General features: G+C 72.3%; 16 protein-coding genes and 1 pseudogene. 14 read left to right on the top strand and 3 right to left on the bottom strand.

Annotated features, from left to right (window positions below):
- Window positions 1–48: 48 nt before the first annotated feature.
- A complete protein-coding gene (locus tag IE244_RS31770; RefSeq protein WP_191877149.1) occupies window positions 49–606 on the top strand; it encodes a SigE family RNA polymerase sigma factor in 558 nt (185 codons plus the stop codon).
- Window positions 603–1850 (top strand): YncE family protein, encoded by a 1248-nt coding sequence (locus tag IE244_RS31775; RefSeq protein ID WP_191877036.1) that lies wholly within the window; start codon window positions 603–605, stop codon window positions 1848–1850. The genes IE244_RS31770 and IE244_RS31775 overlap by 4 nt, the downstream gene beginning before the upstream one ends.
- Here the strand turns inward: IE244_RS31775 and dapA are convergent, their stop codons facing one another.
- The gene (gene dapA / locus IE244_RS31780; protein ID WP_191877037.1) at window positions 1851–2756 is read right to left on the bottom strand and encodes a 4-hydroxy-tetrahydrodipicolinate synthase; all 906 of its coding nucleotides are present in this window, start codon (window positions 2754–2756) and stop codon (window positions 1851–1853) included.
- A gap of 168 nt (window positions 2757–2924) precedes the next feature.
- Between dapA and IE244_RS31785 the strand changes: the two genes are divergently transcribed.
- The 5 genes from IE244_RS31785 to IE244_RS31805 all read left to right on the top strand — a co-directional run bounded on the left by IE244_RS31785 (window position 2925) and on the right by IE244_RS31805 (window position 6077).
- Window positions 2925–3077, top strand: a complete 153-nt coding sequence (locus IE244_RS31785; RefSeq protein ID WP_191877157.1) for a hypothetical protein — start codon at window positions 2925–2927, stop codon at window positions 3075–3077.
- Window positions 3074–3769, top strand: coding sequence for a hypothetical protein (locus tag IE244_RS31790; protein WP_191877038.1), 696 nt, complete (start codon window positions 3074–3076; stop codon window positions 3767–3769). Before IE244_RS31785 ends, IE244_RS31790 begins: the two co-directional genes overlap by 4 nt.
- A 341-nt stretch (window positions 3770–4110) precedes the next feature.
- Window positions 4111–4635: a DUF3618 domain-containing protein gene (locus IE244_RS31795; RefSeq protein ID WP_191877039.1), complete on the top strand. Its 525-nt coding sequence runs from the start codon at window positions 4111–4113 to the stop codon at window positions 4633–4635.
- Window positions 4636–4713: 78 nt separating this feature from the next.
- Window positions 4714–5325 carry an ArsR/SmtB family transcription factor gene (locus tag IE244_RS31800; RefSeq protein ID WP_191877040.1) on the top strand — a complete coding sequence of 204 codons (612 nt, stop codon included), beginning with the start codon at window positions 4714–4716 and terminating at the stop codon, window positions 5323–5325.
- A gap of 14 nt (window positions 5326–5339) precedes the next feature.
- Window positions 5340–6077 (top strand): SRPBCC family protein, encoded by a 738-nt coding sequence (locus IE244_RS31805; RefSeq protein WP_191877041.1) that lies wholly within the window; start codon window positions 5340–5342, stop codon window positions 6075–6077.
- A 9-nt stretch (window positions 6078–6086) separates the two neighbouring features.
- Here the strand turns inward: IE244_RS31805 and IE244_RS31810 are convergent, their stop codons facing one another.
- Window positions 6087–7913, bottom strand: a complete 1827-nt coding sequence (locus IE244_RS31810; RefSeq protein ID WP_191877042.1) for a DUF8508 domain-containing protein — start codon at window positions 7911–7913, stop codon at window positions 6087–6089.
- A 266-nt stretch (window positions 7914–8179) separates the two neighbouring features.
- Between IE244_RS31810 and IE244_RS31815 the strand changes: the two genes are divergently transcribed.
- The 7 genes and pseudogenes from IE244_RS31815 to IE244_RS31845 all read left to right on the top strand — a co-directional run bounded on the left by IE244_RS31815 (window position 8180) and on the right by IE244_RS31845 (window position 15985).
- Window positions 8180–9607: a hypothetical protein gene (locus IE244_RS31815; RefSeq protein WP_191877043.1), complete on the top strand. Its 1428-nt coding sequence runs from the start codon at window positions 8180–8182 to the stop codon at window positions 9605–9607.
- Between the two features lie 375 nt (window positions 9608–9982).
- Window positions 9983–11434: an alkaline phosphatase PhoX gene (locus IE244_RS31820; protein ID WP_191877044.1), complete on the top strand. Its 1452-nt coding sequence runs from the start codon at window positions 9983–9985 to the stop codon at window positions 11432–11434.
- A 461-nt stretch (window positions 11435–11895) separates the two neighbouring features.
- Window positions 11896–13476: a TROVE domain-containing protein gene (locus IE244_RS31825; RefSeq protein WP_191877045.1), complete on the top strand. Its 1581-nt coding sequence runs from the start codon at window positions 11896–11898 to the stop codon at window positions 13474–13476.
- Between the two features lie 127 nt (window positions 13477–13603).
- Window positions 13604–13786 (top strand): annotated as a pseudogene (locus IE244_RS31830) (1-aminocyclopropane-1-carboxylate deaminase); the annotation flags it as partial.
- A gap of 91 nt (window positions 13787–13877) precedes the next feature.
- On the top strand, window positions 13878–14606 hold the full coding sequence (locus IE244_RS31835) for a hypothetical protein (RefSeq protein ID WP_191877046.1): 729 nt from the start codon (window positions 13878–13880) through the stop codon (window positions 14604–14606).
- A gap of 43 nt (window positions 14607–14649) precedes the next feature.
- Window positions 14650–15288 carry a 2'-5' RNA ligase family protein gene (locus IE244_RS31840; protein ID WP_191877047.1) on the top strand — a complete coding sequence of 213 codons (639 nt, stop codon included), beginning with the start codon at window positions 14650–14652 and terminating at the stop codon, window positions 15286–15288.
- A 130-nt stretch (window positions 15289–15418) separates the two neighbouring features.
- Window positions 15419–15985: a TetR/AcrR family transcriptional regulator gene (locus IE244_RS31845; protein ID WP_191877048.1), complete on the top strand. Its 567-nt coding sequence runs from the start codon at window positions 15419–15421 to the stop codon at window positions 15983–15985.
- 80 nt (window positions 15986–16065) lie between these two features.
- On the opposite strand, the gene IE244_RS31850 is transcribed toward IE244_RS31845, so the two are convergent.
- Entirely contained in the window at window positions 16066–17280 is a 1215-nt protein-coding gene (locus IE244_RS31850; RefSeq protein WP_191877049.1) for a TerD family protein, read from the bottom strand.
- Window positions 17281–17348: the final 68 nt, after the last annotated feature.

The raw sequence follows: 17348 nt of genomic DNA on the forward strand, positions 1-17348 counted from the left end.
GGTGCAGGGCCCGGACACCGAGGGGCCCGGGGGAAAGAGAAGGTGACGATGGATGCCGAGGCGCAGGAGAGTTTTCGACAGTTCGTGGCCGGCAGATCCACGGCCCTGTTGAAGACGGCCGTCCTGCTGGCCGGCGGCGACCGGCACGCCGCCGAGGACCTGCTGCAGAACGCGCTGGTCAAGGCGGCCGGACGCTGGCAGCGGATCGACGAGCCGGAGGCCTACGTCCGGCGGATCCTGTACCGGCAGCAGATCAGCCGCTGGCGGCTGAAGTGGCGGCGGCGGGAGGTCATGGTCGCCGAGCCGCCGGAGAGCGGCGCCGGGCACAGTCCGGACACCTCGGGCGCCGCCGAGCTGCGGCTCGTGCTGCGCACGGCCCTGTCCCGGCTCACCGCCCGCCAGCGCACCGTGCTGGTGCTGCGCTACTTCGAGGACCTGCCCGAGGCCGACGTGGCCCGGCTCCTGGGCTGCTCCGTGGGCACAGTACGGTCCACCACCCACCGCTCCCTGGCCAGACTCCGCGAGCTGGCCCCCGAGTTGGCGGCGCTGGCTCCCCGGCAGCCCCAGCCGTCCCGTGACTTCTCGCCCGTGGAGGTGCGCCCGTGAACGTCGAGGAACTCGTGCGTGACGCGCTGCGCGAGCAGGCCGTGCAGCAGCCTCCGGCGCCGCCGGGGTTCGCCGACCGGGTGCTCGGCGCCCGCCGGCGCCGCCGTACCCGCCGGGTGGCGTCCGTCGCCCTGGCCACCGCCGCCGTGGTGGCGATCGCCGTGGGCGGGCCGCTGCTGGATTCCGGCCACAAGAACCACGTACGGCCGTCCGGAACGGTGGGCTCCGGTGAGGTGCAGGCCCACCCGGACCAGTCGCCGCCGCGGGAGCTGATCGGCGCCGGGGACGCCGTACTGGCCGCCTACTACACGGCGAAGATCCAGCCGCAGACCGACCGGCGGGCCGTCTCGGCGCGTACCTACTGGCTGCTCGACCCGAAGACCGGGAAGTACGAGAAGGACTCCCGCTGGTCCTTCGTCGCCGTCGCTCCGGGTCTGAGGACCGCCGCCGTGCTGGAGCGCGACCTGCCCGCCCACCGGATCGGCCTGCTCGACCTCGCGACGCGGAAGGTCGAGCGGTGGATCCCGGTCCGGCACGGGGTGGGTGGGCTCGCGTTCTCGTACGACGGCACCCGGCTCGTCGCGACGACGTACGACGAGAACCCCGATCTGCGCGTCAGGGAGAAGCTGTTCCGCGGCAAAGGCAAGAGGGACGGGTGGATGTGGGGGGTCAGGTTCGGCGAGTCGAGCCGGTCCGGGTTCTACGACCTCGACGTGGCCTCCGGCGCCGGCTCCTGGAGCCCGGTCGCGTCCGGCCGCGACATCAACTCCCGCGCGGACTTCGCCTTCAGCCGTACCGGTGAACTGGTGTACGGGCAGCGCATCGGCGGCCGGGACGGCCTGCAGCAGTTCTACGACCTCAAGGGCGACGAGGTCGCCGCGCCCGCGAACGAGAAGTACCTGCGCTCGGACGTCCCCGCGCGCCTGTCCCCGAGCGGCAGGCTCGCCGCCCTCGGCCTGACGAAGGAGGTCGGCGGCCGTCCCGGCAGGTCCTACTCCTCCGTCCGTGATCCCCGCACGGGCAAGGAGATCACCAAGGTGCGCGGCGGCCATCTGCTCGCCTGGGCGGACGAGAAGCACCTCATCGCCTGGGAGCGGGTGACGAGCCTGGAGGAGGAGTACCGGCCCCAGCTCGTGCTGGTCACGATCGGCAGCGACAAGGTCGTACCGCTCAGCGGGGTCCAGAAGCCCGCCGAGCCCACCGACCTGGTGGAGCCCTGGGAGCCCGTCTTCGCCCGCCGCTGATCAGCCCGCGGTGAGCGCCTCGTACCGCGCCCACAGCCCGTCGGCCGCCTCCCGGCCGGCGGGCAGCAGCGGTGCGCGCACCGGGCCCGCGGGCCGGCCAAGACGGGCGAGGAGCGCCTTGGCGGTGACCGTGCCCGGCAGGCCCGCGCCCATCATCGCCTCGATCAACGGCGTGGCCCGCAGTTGCCGTTCCGTCGCGCCTGCGGTGTCGCCCGCGTCGAAGGCGTCGAGGATCGCGGCGATGTGGCCCGGCACGGCGTTCGCGACCGTGCTCACACAGCCCGCGGCGCCGACCGCGGACAGCGCGAGCACGTGTTCGTCGCAGCCCGCGTAGTACGCCAGGTCCGTGTGGGCCAGCACCTTCTGGGTGCCGAGGAAGTCGTACGAGCAGTCCTTGACGGCCACGATCCGTGGGTGCCCGGCGAGGCGGATCATGGTCTCCGACTCGATCCGGGTGCCGGTGCGGCCCGGGATGTCGTACAGCATGACGGGCACGCCGCTCGCGTCGGCCACCGCCCGGAAGTGCGCCTCCACCGCTTCCTGCGGCGGCTTGCTGTAGTACGGCGCCACCACGAGCACCCCGTCGGCGCCCGCCTTCCCCGCCGCGAGCGCCAGCTCGACGGTGTGCCGGGTGTCGGCCGTGCCCACGCCCGCGACCAGGGACGCCCGGTCCCCGACCGCGTCCCGGACGGCCGCGACCAGCTCTGCCTTCTCGGTGTCCGTGGTGGTGGGGGACTCGCCGGTGGTGCCGTTCAGCACCAGGCCGTCGCAGCCCTCGGCCACCAGCCACGCGGCCAGCTCCCGGGCGCCGTCCAGGTCGATGTCCCCCGCCGCGGTGAACGGCGTGATCATCGCGCAGAGGGTCCGGCCGAAGGGGCGCTGGGAGGTGGTGCCTGTGCTCGTCATGGGAGTAGTCTCGGCACCCCCTTGGTGAAGCTCTACTTAATTCTTCTACGTCGTATTGGTAAGTGTTGCTGATGGGTTGGGGTGTGGCCGTGGGGTGGCCGTAGTCGGTGTGTCCAACTCGGCCCCTCATGGGTCACTATGGCCGGAGGGTCACCTACGTCGTCAGTCATGGGAGGCACCATGAAGCTCGGCAAGGCACTGGCCACCGGAGTCGCCGAGGAGCGGCAGCCCGTTCGCGAGGAGGAGATCCCGGTTCCCGAGGAGACCGTCCACGCCGAGCCGGCCGAACCGGCCCGCGAAGAGGTCCCGGCCGCCCGATGAGGCTGCGGCTCCCGGCGGAACGGCCGACGGAGCCGCCGACCGGATACAAGATCGCCCACCCGGTGCTGTCCCAGGACGGCACCCGGGCCGGGTTCACCGGAGTGTCGCTCGGTGGCGCGCTGCCCTACGGCGTGCTCGACGACGCCTCCTGTGTCTACGGACGGCGGCACCGCCCGCCCGCGCGCCTGTGCGACTGCGGGTTCCACTGCGTCCATGAGCGGGGTGCCGCCGAGGCCATGCTGTGCACCGCCGAGCACCGGACGGCGCTCCTGCTGGAGGTCTCCGTGCTCGGCGCCTACATCCGCTTCGAGCGCGGCTTCCGCTACGCCCGGCAGCGGGTGCGCACGGCGACCGCCGGTCCGTGTGCCTGCGGTGCCACCGCCGTCGGCCTGGCCGACGCCGGCTGGGGCAGGCCGGGCTGGCTCGCCCTCGCCCCGGTCTGCGCCGGCTGTGTGCGGGGCCGTACGTCCCTCTCGCTCGCCGGCTTCGCCCGGCTCGCCGGGGAGGGGCTGCGGGTGGGGGTGCGGGGTGGCGGTACGGGAGCCCCGTCCGCCGAGTCGGCGGACGCGGCGGAGCCGGGTGTGCCCGAACTCGTCGCCGAGGCGGCGCTGTTGCAGGCGCGCCTCGACTGGTTCCAGAGCCAACTCGCGCGGCTCGGCGAGCGGGGGAACGGGGGAGTGGGGCGGGGGTGACGGATTGGTGGGCCTCGGCCGGGGTACCCGCATCTGCGGTGGTCCGTGCGGGTGTGTGGGTGGATGCCTATGGCGGGCCGTGCGGGTGCCGTGTGGGGGTGGGTGCCTGCGGCGGCTCCCGTGCGGGTGCGGTGTGGGCGAGGTCGCGCCTACGGTGGTTTGTGAGTCGGTGCCGCGCCGGGTGGTGTCCGTCCTCGGTCCGGCGCACTGTTCCTCCCCGGGGCACCCGGCGTTTCCGCCGGCCGCCGCGGGCGGACACCACCCGCCGCGTCCCCTCCCGCCGTGTCCGGCCTCGGGGGGCGCGGCGCGGACGTCGACGTGATCAGGGAAAGGGCACACCGATGAGGCACAGGATCCCGCACGGCTCGGGCGCCAAGGGGCCCGACGAGCTGCGGCAGCAGATCGAGCAGGCACGACACCAACTCGGGCACACCGTCGCCCAGTTGGTCGGTAAGACGGATGTCGCCGAGCGGGCCCGGGTGCGGGCCGCCGACCTGAAGGACAAGGCCGGCGCCATGACCGTACAGCTGCGTGTGAGTGCCGCGCAGGCGGGACACGACATGCAGGGGCGGGCCGTCAAGGCTGGGCATGTGGTGCAGGGGCGGGCCGCCAAGGCCGGGCACGCGGTGCAGGGACGGGCGGCGCAGGCCGGGCATGCGGTGCAGGGGCGGGCCGCGCAGGCCGGGCATGTGGTGCAGGGGCGCGCCGGGCGTGTGGGGCACGCCGTGGAGGAAGCCGTTCCGCAGCCGCTGCGCGGTGCGGTGCGCCGGGGCATGCGTCACCCGGGGCCGGTCCTCGCCGTGGGTGTGCTGGGCGCGGCCGCGGTGACGGCCGCCATCGCCTGGCGCCGGCTGCGTCACCACTGAAGGCGGCTTCGGGGCCACCCTCTCACCGATTACTTTGTCTGTCTGGACAAAAAAAGTTTTCGGTGGGAGGGTGGACGCATGCTGGACGTGACCGTGATCGAGGACCCCGAGGCGGCGGCCGTGTCGCTGGACCCCGTGCGGGCCCGGCTGCTCGCCGAGCTGGCCGCCGAACCCGCCTCGGCGGCGATGCTGGCCGGCAAGGTCGGACTGCCCAGGCAGAAGGTGAACTACCACCTCAAGGCGCTGGAGCGGCACGGTCTGGTCGAGCTGGCCGGAGAGCGCCGCAAGGGCAACGTCACCGAGCGGCTGATGCGCGCCACGGCCGCGTCGTACGTCATCTCGCCCGCGGCCCTGCCCGCAGTACAGCCGGACCCGGACCGCTTCCGCGACCAGCTGTCCGCGCGCTGGCTGCTCGCGCTCGGCGCCCGCCTGGTGCGGGACGTGGGCGCGCTGATCTCCGGCGCGGCCAAGGCCCGCAAGCGACTGGCGACCTACGCCCTGGACGGCCAGGTCCGCTTCGCCTCCGCCGCCGACCGGGCGGCCTTCGTGCAGGAGCTGACGGCGGGCGTGAGCGCGCTGATCCGCAAGTACGACGCCCCGGACGTCGAGGACGGCCGCGACCACCGGATCGTCGTCGCCCTCCACCCCACGGTCAAGGACCAGCCGCCCACCCCCGCACCGGAACAGTGAGCAGGAGCTCCGCCATGTCCAAGGAATTCGAGATCGTCCGCGAGTTCGAGGTCGACGTACCTCCGGAGGAGGTCTGGGAGGCCGTCACCACCGGCACCGGCGGCTATCTGTGGCCGATGGACCCGCCGGAGCCCCGCGAAGGCGGCCAGGGGCCCTTCGGGTCGACGGTCACCGCCTGGGATCCGCCCCACCGCTACACCAACCGCAGTGAGGACGTCGGCTTCCCGGTCCAGTCGGTCAACCAGCTGGACTACACCATCGAGCCGCGCGACGAGGGCCGCCGGGCCTGGGTTCGCTACGTCCACAGCGGCATCTTCACGGACGACTGGAACAACCAGTACGACGGTGCGAGCAAGCACACCAACTTCTATCTGCACACCCTGTGTGAGTACCTCACCCACTTCGCGCCCCGTCCGGTCACCTTCGCCCAGCTCAACGGGCCCGCGAGCTCGGCGACGACGCAGGCGCTCGCCGCCGTCGGGCACGCCCTCGGGCTGGCGGACGACGCGGCCGCCGGCACGAAGGCGAGCGTCCGGGGACCCGGCGGGCGGACCCTGGACGCCGTGGTCGACTACCGGAACCCGTACTTCATCGGGCTGCGCACCGACAACGCCCTCATCCGCTTCTTCGGCCGCGGTCACTGGGGCGCCCCGCTGGGCATCAGCGTGCACGACTTCGCGCCGGACGCCGATGCCCAGGTGAACGAGAGCGCCTGGCAGGACTGGCTGAACGGCGTGTTCAGCCGGTCCTGAGCGCCCGGGTCACGGGCGGAAGCGCAGCACCTGCGGGTCGTGGTCGCTGATCTGGTCGTTGAACTCCGAGTTGACGTGCACGCTGTCGTAGTCGAAGTCGCAGCCGCGCCGGATCGCCGGGCTGATCAGGATCTGGTCCAGGACCTGCTGGTTGCCCTGGTAGTCGTAGGTGTAACGCTCGCTCCTGGGCAGCGACTTGATCGCCGACCACAGCTCGCCGTCACCCTCCAGGATCTTCGCGGTCTCGGAGAACTCGAAGTCGTTCATGTCGCCGAGCGCGATGACGTTCGCGTTCTTCTGGACGTCCAGGATGCTCTTGACGAACGCGTTCACCTCGGTCGCCTGGGCGTGGCGCTGGATCTCCGAGCTGCGCACCGGCGGCTGGTACTGGGACGTCAGGCCCTGGTCGCCGCCCTTGGAGTTGAGGTGGTTGGCGATCACGAACACGGTCTTGCCGCGGAAGACGAACTCGCCGGCCAGCGGCTTGCGGCTGTTGGACCAGGCCGCGTTCGTCGGGTCGATCCGGCCCGGCGACGCCGTCAGCTCGGCCTTGCCGTGCACCTTCGTGACGCCGACGGCCGTGGTGGAGTCGCCGCCCGCGCGGTCCACGAAGGACACCCGCTCGGGGTTGAACAGGAGCACCTGGCGGATGTTGCCGCCCGGCTCGCCGCCGTCCTGGTCGTTGACCGGGTTGATCGAGCGCCAGTCGTACTTCGGGCCGCCCGCCGCGACGATCGCGTCGATCAGCTTGTTCACGGTCTCGCTCGCGTCGACCGTGCCGTCGTCCTTGGCGCCGTTGTCGTCCTGGATCTCCTCCAGGGACACGATGTCCGGCGACTGCAGGTTGTTCACGATCGCGGCGGCGTGCTTGTCGAACGTGTTGTCCGACGGGTCGAGGTTCTCGACGTTGTAGGTGGCCACCGCCAGCTCGCCACGTGACTGCTTCCGCGTGGTCTCGCGCTCCAGGCCGCCGCTCTGCAGCGTGCCGAGCCGGCTCGCGACCAGCGTGTAGCCGCCGAACTGGTTGAAGTCCAGCGGGCCGGTGGTGGTGCCCTCCAGGGTGTCGCCGACGTTCGCCTTCGGGAAGTCGGCGGTCGCGCCCAGCGACTGGATCTGCAGCCGGCCGGTGTTCTGGGCGTCGTAGGAGCCGTAGACCGTGCCCCCGCGGCGGTTGCGGTGCTCCCACGGCTTCACGGTGACCCACAGCTCGCTGTACGGGTCGGTCGCGGTGACCACGCGGGTGTCGGCGACCTGGACGTTCATGCCCTCCAGGGACTCGTAGTAGTCCAGGGCGTACGCCGACGGGTCCAGGGCCGCGCCGTTGATGGAGCCGTTCGCCGCGGTGTCGCCGGCGGGGGCGTACTCGTCCGGCACCGAGTCCTCGTCGATCACGACCGGCGCCGGGACCGCGTTGCCGGTGGAGACGGTGGTGACCGTCGGCTTGGTGATCTCCGTCACCGACTGGTTGCCCGAGGAGGCGCCGCCCGGGACGAACTCGGAGACCGTTCCGGTCACCGTCACCGAGTCGCCGGCCGCGACCTTCGGCGCGGAGCTGGTGAAGACGAACACGCCTTCGCTGGTGGCCGGGTTGTCGTCCGGGGTCGGATCCTGGATCCAGAAGCCTTTGGAGGAGCCGTACGTGCGCGTGGCCGTGACGATGCCGGGCACGTCCGTCACCTTCTGCCCGGCGAACGGGGATATCCGGGTCGTGCCCTGGATGTCATGGACGCGCACCGAGTCGGCGTGCGCGGGCGAGGTGAGGACGACGGCGGAAGCGGCGCTGCAGACGGCGGCGACGGTGAGCGCGGCGAGGCGCGCGGAAGACCTGCTCGGCAAGGGTTCCCTCCGGGGACATACGTGAACGCCGGGACGAGGGTGGAACGGGAGCGTGTGGGGGTCGTAGCCCTCCGTGACACGCATAGAGCCGAGTGAACAGTTGTCCCCCCAACTTCTACGCGCGTCAATCTCCTGCCTGGCGGCGGGAGTTGTCAAGGTTTCGGCCATGTACGAGGGCTGACGGGGAGATGAACCGGGCGGCATGGGTGGAAATCCGTCTAGGCTGAGCGGCTGAGCCCGTTTCACGGTCCGAGGAGAACCAGCCGATGTCAGACAGCTCCCCCCTGCCGCCCGTACGGCTGCACCCCGAAGCGGAGCTGGCGCGGGCCGCGCTGTCCACGCCGTTGCTCTCCCGTGCCGCCCGCCTCGCCCGCTGGGCCGGACCCGACACCCGCGTGGACGCCGGCGGCGGACTGGCCGAGGACCAGCTTCCGGCCGCCGCCGAACTGCTCGGACTGAGCGGCGACGACGCCGCCGCGTACGCCAGTGAGGCCTGGCGGGTCGCCCTGGACGCCGGGCTGGTCGAGATCGTGGACGAGGAGGCCGGGACCGTCCGGGCCGGCGAGGAGCTGAAACTGCTCACCGCGGGTTCCCCGGCCGATGTGCTCGCCGTGTGGCTCACCGCGCTGGAGACCGTCATCGCCGACGCGAGCGTCCCCGATCTGGACGACCTGGTCGACGCCCTGGACGAGGGCGGCGAGATCGATTTCTCGTCACTCGACTGGGACCCGGAGTCCGAGGCCGACTTCCTCGACGGCGTCCTCGGCAACCTCTATCTGCTGACGGTGAGTGAGGACGGCCCCGGCGAGGGTCCGGTTCCGCTGCCCGCTCTGGCCGCCTCGATGCTGGTCCCCGACGACATGGGCGAGCCCACCAACGACGTCCTGGAGCAGGTCTCCGACGCGATGATGCGGCTCGACGACCAGTTCCGCGCCCTCGAACCGGTCGGGGTCGTGGAGTACCAGCCGGTCGACGAAGCCCTCATGGCCGACGCCGACGAGGAGCCCGCCACGCCGGTGGACGACACCGACGTCTCCCGCTACGGCATGGTCCGGCTCACCCCGCTCGGTGTGTACGGGCTGCGGGCGCGGCTGAGGGAGGCCGGATTCCAGGCACCGGCCGTCGGTGAACTCTCCGACAAGGGCGCGGACGCGCTGTTCGACGGGACGGCGGGATACGGGCAGGCGGCCGCCCGCGCCGAGACCGAGCGGTGGCTGGCGCGGCGGGAAGCCCTGGCCGCGGCACGGGAGTTGCTGGCAGCGGCCCGTGGTGCCGACGCGGGCGCGCCGCTGCGGAGGCTGCGCTGTCAGCAGGCGCTGACCCTGGTGGGGGCGGAGGCGGAGCCGGCGCTGCGGGAGGTGCTGGACGATCCCGAGCTGGGCGGTCTGGCCCGGGTGTGGCTGAGTGAACGGGGGGCCGCGGGGATCCCGGCGCCGTCCGAGGCGATGGTGTTCTGGCTGACCATCGACACGGTCGCCGCGCAGCTGGCCGCCGAGGGCAACTCCGAGGAGCTGCAGGCACTGGTGGAGGGGCTGGCGGCGCAGCACGGCGGGTTCTTCTCCGCGGCCTGGCGGGTCGAGCACCCGGCCACCGCCGATGTGCTGGAGGCGATGGGGCGGCTGCACCCGGACAAGAAGGTGGCGAAAGAGGCGCGGAAGGCGGCGTTCAAGGCGCGGTCGCAGCAGGGCGGGTGAGCCGACGGGGGTGCAGGGTCGCGCCGGGGCGCGGTCGCGGTACGGCGGGTGAGCCGACGGGGTGCCGGGTCGCGCCGGGGTGTGGTCGTGGCGCGCGGTGGGTGGGTCGATGGGGGTGCCGGGCCGCGGTGGGTCCGGTCCGGTGCCGCCCCGCTGCCTTCGGGTGGGCGGGTCCCGGGTGCGCCCTTGCGACGGACGGGACATCGCGGATGGCCGGTGCTTGGGCTTCCCATGGGGCGGTGCATACGGTTTCTTGAACACGGGCCGCCGAAGTAGGGCGTTGTTCAACTGCCGTTCAGAAGCGGGCGGGAGCGTGTGCGCCGAACCGAGGTCCGCCACCCTCCACGGCACTCCCACCGTCTCAGGAGACACACCATGTCGCTCACCCGCAGGGACTTCGCCAGAACCTCCGCGATCACCGGTGCCGGGGTCGCCCTGGCGGGCAGTGTCGGCGCGCTGGCCACCGCGCCGAACGCCCTCGCCGCGACGGACATCGACAGCGACGAGGCGCAGCCGGCGCACGGCGGCCACCACGGCGTGGGCTACGGCCCGTTGCACCCCGACCCGGCCGGCATCCTGGCCCTGCCCGCGGGCTTCACGTACGAGATCGTCACCTACAGCGGCAGGACCAGGCTGGAGTCCGGCGAGTCCACACCCTCCAACCACGACGGCACCGCCGCCTTCGAGGGCCCGCGCGGCACCACGCTCCTCGTCAACAACCACGAACTGGCCGGCGCCCGCGCCCAGTGGCCGCACCCCGTGCCGCTCGCCGAGGGCCTCGTCTACGACCCGGCCGCGGCCGGCGGCTGCACCGTCGTCGAGGTCCGCCGTGGCGGCGAGGTCGCCGAGTGGGTGGGCATCGCCGGCACCGCCACCAACTGCGCGGGCGGCAGCACCCCGTGGGGCACCTGGCTCACCTGCGAGGAGACCGAGGACAAGGCCGGCAGGAACGGTTTCACCAAGGACCACGGCTATGTCTTCGAGGTCGACCCCGAGGACCGCCGTGCCAACCGCGACCCGAAGCCCGTCAAGGCCCTCGGCCGCTACGCCCACGAGGCCGTCGTCGTCGATCCCCGGCGCGGCCACCTCTACCTCACCGAGGACGCGTCCGGGCCCAACGGCCTGCTCTACCGCTGGACCCCGCCGGAGGGCTTCCGGCACGGCCACGGCAGGCTGCGCACCCTCGCCGACGACGCGGGCAGCCTCCAGGCCTTCAAGTGCTTCGACTCCGGCGGCAGGTTCGTGGACGACCTGTCCCGCGCCACCAGGACCGGCACCGTCTTCGGGGTCGACTGGGTGGACGTCCCCGACCGCGACGCCCGGCAGGTCTCCACCCGCAAGCAGTTCACCGACGGCCAGGTCACCCGCGCCCGCAAGCTGGAGGGCATGTGGTGGGGCGACGGCGGCGCCTACATCGTCTCCTCCTTCGCCCGCGCGGAGAGCCCGGTCCAGCACGACGGCCAGGTCTGGTTCTACGACCCGGGGCGTCGCACCCTCACCCTGAAGGTGCTGTTCGGCGTGAACCCGGATCCGGCCGCCGACGGCGCCTTCGACGGCCCGGACAACATCACCGTCTCCCCGTACGGCGGCCTCGTCATCGCCGAGGACGGCGAGGGCGTGCAGCACCTGTTCGGCGCCACCGAGAGCGGCCGTACCTACCCCATCGCCCGCAACGAACTCAACATCGGCACCGAGGACGCCCCGGAATACAGCGAGTTCACCGGCGTCACCTTCTCGCCCGACGGCAGGACCCTGTTCGCGAACATCCAGACGCCCGGCATCATGCTCGCCGTCACCGGGCCCTGGAAGCGGCAGAAACGCGGCTGAACCCCGCACGCCGATTAATTCGTTCGCCCCACTCGCGGCCGCCCTCCTACAGTGATGCACGTCCAGGTGCGAAGGCAGGACCTACTTCCACTCATAATGGGGCGGCCGCGGGTTCGAGTCCCGCCACCGGTACAACTGGCCGGTGTAGCTCAGGGGTTAGAGCACCTACGTCGGTTCCGCCGACCTCGATCTCTGGACACCACAACTTCATGCACCTCCCGGTGCGAAGCATGTGATCTCGGGGAGGCGCAGCTCATGGTGGGTGCCCGGTGCGCAGGCAGCGGTTACTTCGGGGGCTGGTGGGGAAACCCGTGCGGGTTCGAATCCCGTCATCGACTCAGGGTCGGTGTGGCGGAACGGAAGACGCGCCAGTTACAGCTACCGCAGTCGATTTCGACCTCGGACGCCCTCCTTTTGTTGCGCCTCCCTCCGAAAGCGAAAAGAATTCGGGGGAATTCACCATGGCGCGATTCAACACACGGACCACGAGGGCACAGCCGAAGTCGGCGGTGACCTCGACGGGCCGGATCCTGCGGACCTACGAGGGCGGCCGGGGCCAGGAGCGCGATCCGCGCTCGGAGCTGTTCCTGCTCGCCGTCTCCCACTTCGCGCAGAACACCTTCTACGAGTCCGGCGCCGACCGCGACGACCGGTTCGCCCGGCTCGTGCGCGACCTCGCCGTCACCGACCCGGACTGGACGGCCGGACTGCTCGGCTGGCTGCGTGGCGAGGGGCACCTGCGGACCGCCTCGCTCGTGGGCGCCGCCGAGTACGTGCACGCGCGTCTGGCGGCGGGCGCGACCGACGGTCCGTCGAACCGACAGGTCGTGGACGCGGTGCTGCAGCGCCCCGACGAGCCCGGCGAACTGCTCGCGTACTGGACGTCGACGTACGGCCGCGCCGTCCCCAAGCCCGTCAAGCGCGGGGTCGCCGACGCCGTACGCCGGCTCTACCACGCCAAGTCGCTGCTGAAGTACGACACGGCGTCCAAGGGCTACCGCTTCGGCGACATCCTCAACCTGGTGCACGCGGCACCGGACCCGGACAAGCCGTGGCAGGGTGAGCTGTTCCGGTACGCCCTCGACCGCCGGCACAACCCGGACACCGCCGTGCCGCCCGCGTCCCTCCCGGTGCTCACCGGGCACCGCGAGCTGATGGCGCTGCCCGTCGCCGAGCGGCGTGCGGTCGTCACCTCACCCGGGGGCGCCGAGCGGCTCGCGGCGGCCGGCCTCACCTGGGAGGCGCTGGCCGGCTGGCTCCAGGGCCCGATGGACAGGGCGGCCTGGGAGGCCGTGATCCCCTCCATGGGCGCGATGGCGCTGGTCCGCAACCTGCGCAACTTCGACGAGGCCGGTGTGTCCGACGAGGTGGCGGCCCGGGTCGCCGCGCGCATCAGCGACCCGGAGCAGGTGGCGCGCTCGCGGCAGTTCCCGTTCCGCTACCTCGCCGCCCACCGGCACGCGCCGTCGCTGCGCTGGTCGTACCCGCTGGAGCAGGCGCTCGGTCACTCGCTGGCCAACGTGCCCGCGCTGCCGGGCCGCACGCTGGTGCTGGTCGACCGGTCGGGCTCGATGTTCTGGGCGCCCTCCCGTGACCGTTCGGAGCTCACCCGGGCCGACGCGGCGGCGATCTTCGGCACCGCGCTCGCGCTGCGGGCGGCTGACGCCGACCTCGTCGAGTTCGGTACGACCAGCAACAAGGTGCCGTTCCGCCGGGGCGAGTCGGTGCTGAGGATCCTGGAGCGCTTCGGCAACCTGGGCGGCACCGACACCACCGACGCGGTGCGCCGGCACTACACGAAGCACGACCGGGTGCTGATCGTCACCGACGAGCAGTACGCCCCGAACCGGCACGGCGACCCGACCGCCCAGATCCCGGCCCACGTGCCCGTCTACACCTGGAACCTGGAGGGCTACCGGCCGGGCCACGGACCGTCGGGCACGGGCAACCGGCACACGTTCGGCGGCCTCTCGGACGCGGCCTTCCGGATGGTGCCCCTGCTCGAAGCGGCCCGTGACACCCGCTGGCCGTGGCAGGCCTGAGCGGCACCCGGTCTGTACCCGGTCCGGGAACGGACCGGGCCCTGATCGTGGCCCGCACTCGTACGGGGGGTGCGGGCCACACCCATGTCCGGCGGTCCGCCGGCCGCAGCCGGGGCCGAGGTGCGGCTGGGCGTACGAGGTCGCCGCCCAGGAACGGCAGTCGGGCGTCTTCTTCGACACGGTGGCCGTGTGCTGGGTGACCGGGTGCACGCAGGTGGGCATGGTCGCCGGATTCCGGTCGCTCGAAGAGGCCGGCGGACGCCGGCGCCGCGTGATCGGCATCGACGCGTCCGCCGAACCCGCCGCCACCTGATCACAGATTACTACCTTCTGTGCCTATATTTCTCACGCTGAGTAGTCGATTAAGTGAGCATTTGTGCTCAGGTGAGAAAGGGTCAACCATGCGCACATTCCAGCGCGCAGCGCTTGTGGCCGCCGTGGTCACGGGACTGTCCGCCCTTGGCGCCGGCACCGGCTTCGCCGATGACGACGACGGTCCGTACCAGGTCTCCGCGGTGGCCTCGGCGACGGCTTCCGCGCAGGCCACCGCGGTGGTCACGTGGGTCGCCCCGCCCGGCGGACCGCAGTCCGACACGCAGTCCGATACGCAGTCGGACTCGCAGTCCAACTCCCAGTCCCACTCCCAGGCGGACCCGCAGTCGGATTCCCAGTCGGACTCCCAGGCGGACCCGCAGTCGGACTCCCAAGCCGATTCGCAGTCGGACTCGCCTGCGACCTCGCCGGCCGAGGAGTCGACCGAAGACGAGCAGAATCAGCCGACGGAGGAGGGTCACCAGGGTCCCGGGCCGCAGCGTGATCACAAGCCTTCGGCGTCGAAGCCTGGCAAGAAGCCTGCGGCGCCGAAGCCCGGTAAGAAGCCCGCGGCGTCGAAGCCTGGCAAGAAGCCTGCGGCGTCGAAGCCCGATCACAAGCCCTCGGCGTCGAAGCCTGGCAAGAAGCCTGCGGCGTCGAAGCCCGATCACAAGCCCTCGGCGTCGAAGCACGAGCACAAGCAGCACGGGGCGAAGCCCAGCCACAAGCACCACGGGCGCGGGCACAGCCACAAGCACGGGCGCGGAGTCGAGCGGTTCTCGGGCGCCTGGGCTTCCATGGTGACGTCGGCCGAATGACCTGTGCGCGGCGGCCGTCGGCGGGCGGGGCCATGATGGCGGTGTGCCCCGCCCCTCGACGCCCGGTCCGGCCGAGGCCTTCGGCCGCCTCGAATCGGCCCCCACGCCCCGGACCGCCGTGGCGTGGCTTCCCCCGGCCGAACTCTGGCCCGCCGTCCAGCGCATCCGCGCCGTGCACGACCCGCAGATCCGCCGCTGGCCACCCCATGTGAACCTGGTCTTCGGCTTCGTACCGGAGGAGGACTTCCCGGTGGCGTTCCGGCTGCTGGCCGCCGCGGCCGCCGGTTGCGAGGCCTTCGACATCCGGCTCAGCGGAGTCCACGCCTTCCGCCACCGGTCCTACGCCACGGTGTGGCTCGACCCCGCGGCGGCCGGCCTCGCCCCCTGGACACGGCTCCAGCGCGCGCTGGCGGAGCCCTTCCCCTCCTGTACGGAGCGCTTTTCTCGCTTCACCCCGCATCTCTCGCTGGGCCGCACCCGCGTCCCGCGCGTCCTCGCGGCCGACTGTGCCGCCCGGCTCGGCGTGCTGCAGGCGCGTGTGGCCGAGATCGAGGTGCTCTCCCGCCGCGGCGACGGCCCCATGCGGACGCGGGCCACCATCGGTCTGGGCACCGGCGCCGTACACCGGCACCTCGGGCCGGACCCGGCCACCGGCGGGTACGAGCCACCGGACCGGCACTGACCGGGCGCTGGCGAGCGCTCCGCGGCGGAGGTGCCCTTGACCGGCCCGCTGGTGCAGACTCGGGTGTCGGCGCCGACCGTCCTGTCGGTGCCGGTGAGGACGCGGACGGCGACAAGCGGGGAGTGACGGGATGCCGCAGGTGAGGCCCATGCGTGCGGACGCTCGGCGCAATTACGAGCGCTTGCTGAAGGTGGCGGCGGAGGCCTTCGCCGAGCATGGGGAGAACGCGTCGCTCGACGACATCGCCAAGCGGGCGGGCGTCGGCTCGGGCACGCTCTACCGGCACTTTCCGACGCGGCAGAAGCTGCTGGAAGCCGCCTACGTGGACCGGATCGAGGCGCTGGGGACGCGGGCCGACGAGCTGGCCCGGGAGCTGCCGCCGGGCGCGGCGCTGATGGAGTGGCTGCACGAGTTGTGCGTCGCCACGCTTCAGGTGCGTGGGATGAGGGCGCTGCTGGGCAAGGCGGTCACGGACGGCGACGCGGCGGCGCTGACGGCGTGCGGGTCTGTGGTGCAGGGCGCGGTGGGCCCGCTGGTGCGGGCCGCGCAGGCGGAGGGCAGCGTCCGGGCCGACCTTGAGCCGATCGAGTTGCTGCGGCTGGTGCACGGGGTGGCCACCGCGCTGGAACTGGCCGACGGGCAGGGGCGGGAGATCCGGCGGTATCTGACGCTGCTGGTGGAGGGCCTGCGGTCGTAGCGCGCGGGCCGCTCGTGCGGTGCCCTGGGTCCGGCGCGGGGAACCGCGCCACCGGCTCCCACGCGCCCGCCGCGGGAGCGCTACAGAGCCCTCGCTCCCGGCTCCACCATGTTCCGCACCGTCCGGGCCTTCACGAAGTCGCCCAGTGCCGTCATGTCCCACTCGCCCGAGAACTGGCGGATGAGCTTGGCCATCATCACGCCGGTCTGGGGCTCGGCGTGGGTGAGGTCGAAGCGGACCAGTTCCTCGCCGGTGGTGGCGTCCAGCAGGCGGCAGTAGGCCTTGGCGACGTCGGTGAACTTCTGGCCCGAGAAGGAGTTGACCGTGAAGACCAGGCCGGTGACCTCCTGCGAGAGGCGGCCCAGGTCGACCGTGATCACCTCGTCGTCGCCGGCGCCCTCACCGGTGAGGTTGTCCCCGGAGTGCCGGATCGCGCCGTTCAGGACCGTCAGCTTGCCGAAGTAGCAGCTGTCGATGTGGTTGCGCTGCGGGCCGTAGACGATGACCGAGGCGTCCAGGTCGATGTCCGCACCCCGGAACGCCGGCTCCCACCCGAGTCCCATCTTGACCTGGGAGAGCAGCGGACGGCCGCCCTTCATCAGGGACACGGTCTGGTTCTTCCGCAGGCTGACCCGGCCCTTGTCGAGGTTGATCTTCCCGGCGCCGGGCGCGGGGGCGGCCGGGGCCGCGGCCACCTGCGGCGCGGGCGGGGTGGCCGGGGGCTGCACGGCCGGCGCGGGCGGGGTGGCCGGTGTCTGCACGGCGGGTGCCGGGGGAGCCGCCGGCCGCGCCGGAGCCGTGGGCTCCTCCACCGTCACACCGAAGTCGGTCGCGATGCCGGCCAGTCCGTCGGCGTACCCCTGGCCGACGGCGCGGGCCTTCCAGACGCCGCCCCGCCGGTAGATCTCCACGACGACCAGCGCCGTCTCCGCGCCGAGCTGCGGCGGGGTGAACGTGGCCAGTACCGCGCCGCCGTCCGCGTCGCGGACCGTGGCCGTCGGCTCGATGCCCTGGAAGGTCTGCCCGGCCGCGTCCGGGCTGGCCGTGACCACGATCTTCTCGATGTCCGGCGGGACGGCCGCGGTGTCGACCGTGATCGCGTCCGGGGCCGCACCGCCTCCGGAGGCGTAGGTCACGCCGGAGCCCGTCGGCTGGTTGTAGAAGATGAAGTCGTCGTCCGAGCGCACCTTGCCGTCGGCGGTGAGCAGCAGGCCCGACACGTCGAGCCGCACCGGTGCGGCCACGTCCACCGTGACACGGGCGGCTGACAGAGGGATGTTCGAGCCAGGGGTCATAGCTGTCATGCCGGGTGAACGAACGACACCGCTTTACCGTTCCCTTACCAGCCGAAACCCGTCGAACG

Source organism: Streptomyces filipinensis (genome assembly GCF_014649495.1).
Taxonomy (GTDB): domain Bacteria; phylum Actinomycetota; class Actinomycetes; order Streptomycetales; family Streptomycetaceae; genus Streptomyces; species Streptomyces filipinensis.

Excerpts from the sequence above, each read along its gene's own strand:
- IE244_RS31770 (WP_191877149.1), top strand. The coding sequence starts at position 49 with ATGGATGCCGAGGCGCAGGAGAGTTTTCGACAGTTCGTGGCCGGCAGA.
- dapA (WP_191877037.1), bottom strand. The coding sequence starts at position 2,756 with ATGACGAGCACAGGCACCACCTCCCAGCGCCCCTTCGGCCGGACCCTC.
- IE244_RS31785 (WP_191877157.1), top strand. The coding sequence starts at position 2,925 with ATGGGAGGCACCATGAAGCTCGGCAAGGCACTGGCCACCGGAGTCGCC.
- IE244_RS31790 (WP_191877038.1), top strand. The coding sequence starts at position 3,074 with ATGAGGCTGCGGCTCCCGGCGGAACGGCCGACGGAGCCGCCGACCGGA.
- IE244_RS31795 (WP_191877039.1), top strand. The coding sequence starts at position 4,111 with ATGAGGCACAGGATCCCGCACGGCTCGGGCGCCAAGGGGCCCGACGAG.
- IE244_RS31800 (WP_191877040.1), top strand. The coding sequence starts at position 4,714 with ATGCTGGACGTGACCGTGATCGAGGACCCCGAGGCGGCGGCCGTGTCG.
- IE244_RS31805 (WP_191877041.1), top strand. The coding sequence starts at position 5,340 with ATGTCCAAGGAATTCGAGATCGTCCGCGAGTTCGAGGTCGACGTACCT.
- IE244_RS31815 (WP_191877043.1), top strand. The coding sequence starts at position 8,180 with ATGTCAGACAGCTCCCCCCTGCCGCCCGTACGGCTGCACCCCGAAGCG.
- IE244_RS31820 (WP_191877044.1), top strand. The coding sequence starts at position 9,983 with ATGTCGCTCACCCGCAGGGACTTCGCCAGAACCTCCGCGATCACCGGT.
- IE244_RS31825 (WP_191877045.1), top strand. The coding sequence starts at position 11,896 with ATGGCGCGATTCAACACACGGACCACGAGGGCACAGCCGAAGTCGGCG.
- IE244_RS31835 (WP_191877046.1), top strand. The coding sequence starts at position 13,878 with ATGCGCACATTCCAGCGCGCAGCGCTTGTGGCCGCCGTGGTCACGGGA.
- IE244_RS31845 (WP_191877048.1), top strand. The coding sequence starts at position 15,419 with ATGCCGCAGGTGAGGCCCATGCGTGCGGACGCTCGGCGCAATTACGAG.
- IE244_RS31850 (WP_191877049.1), bottom strand. The coding sequence starts at position 17,280 with ATGACCCCTGGCTCGAACATCCCTCTGTCAGCCGCCCGTGTCACGGTG.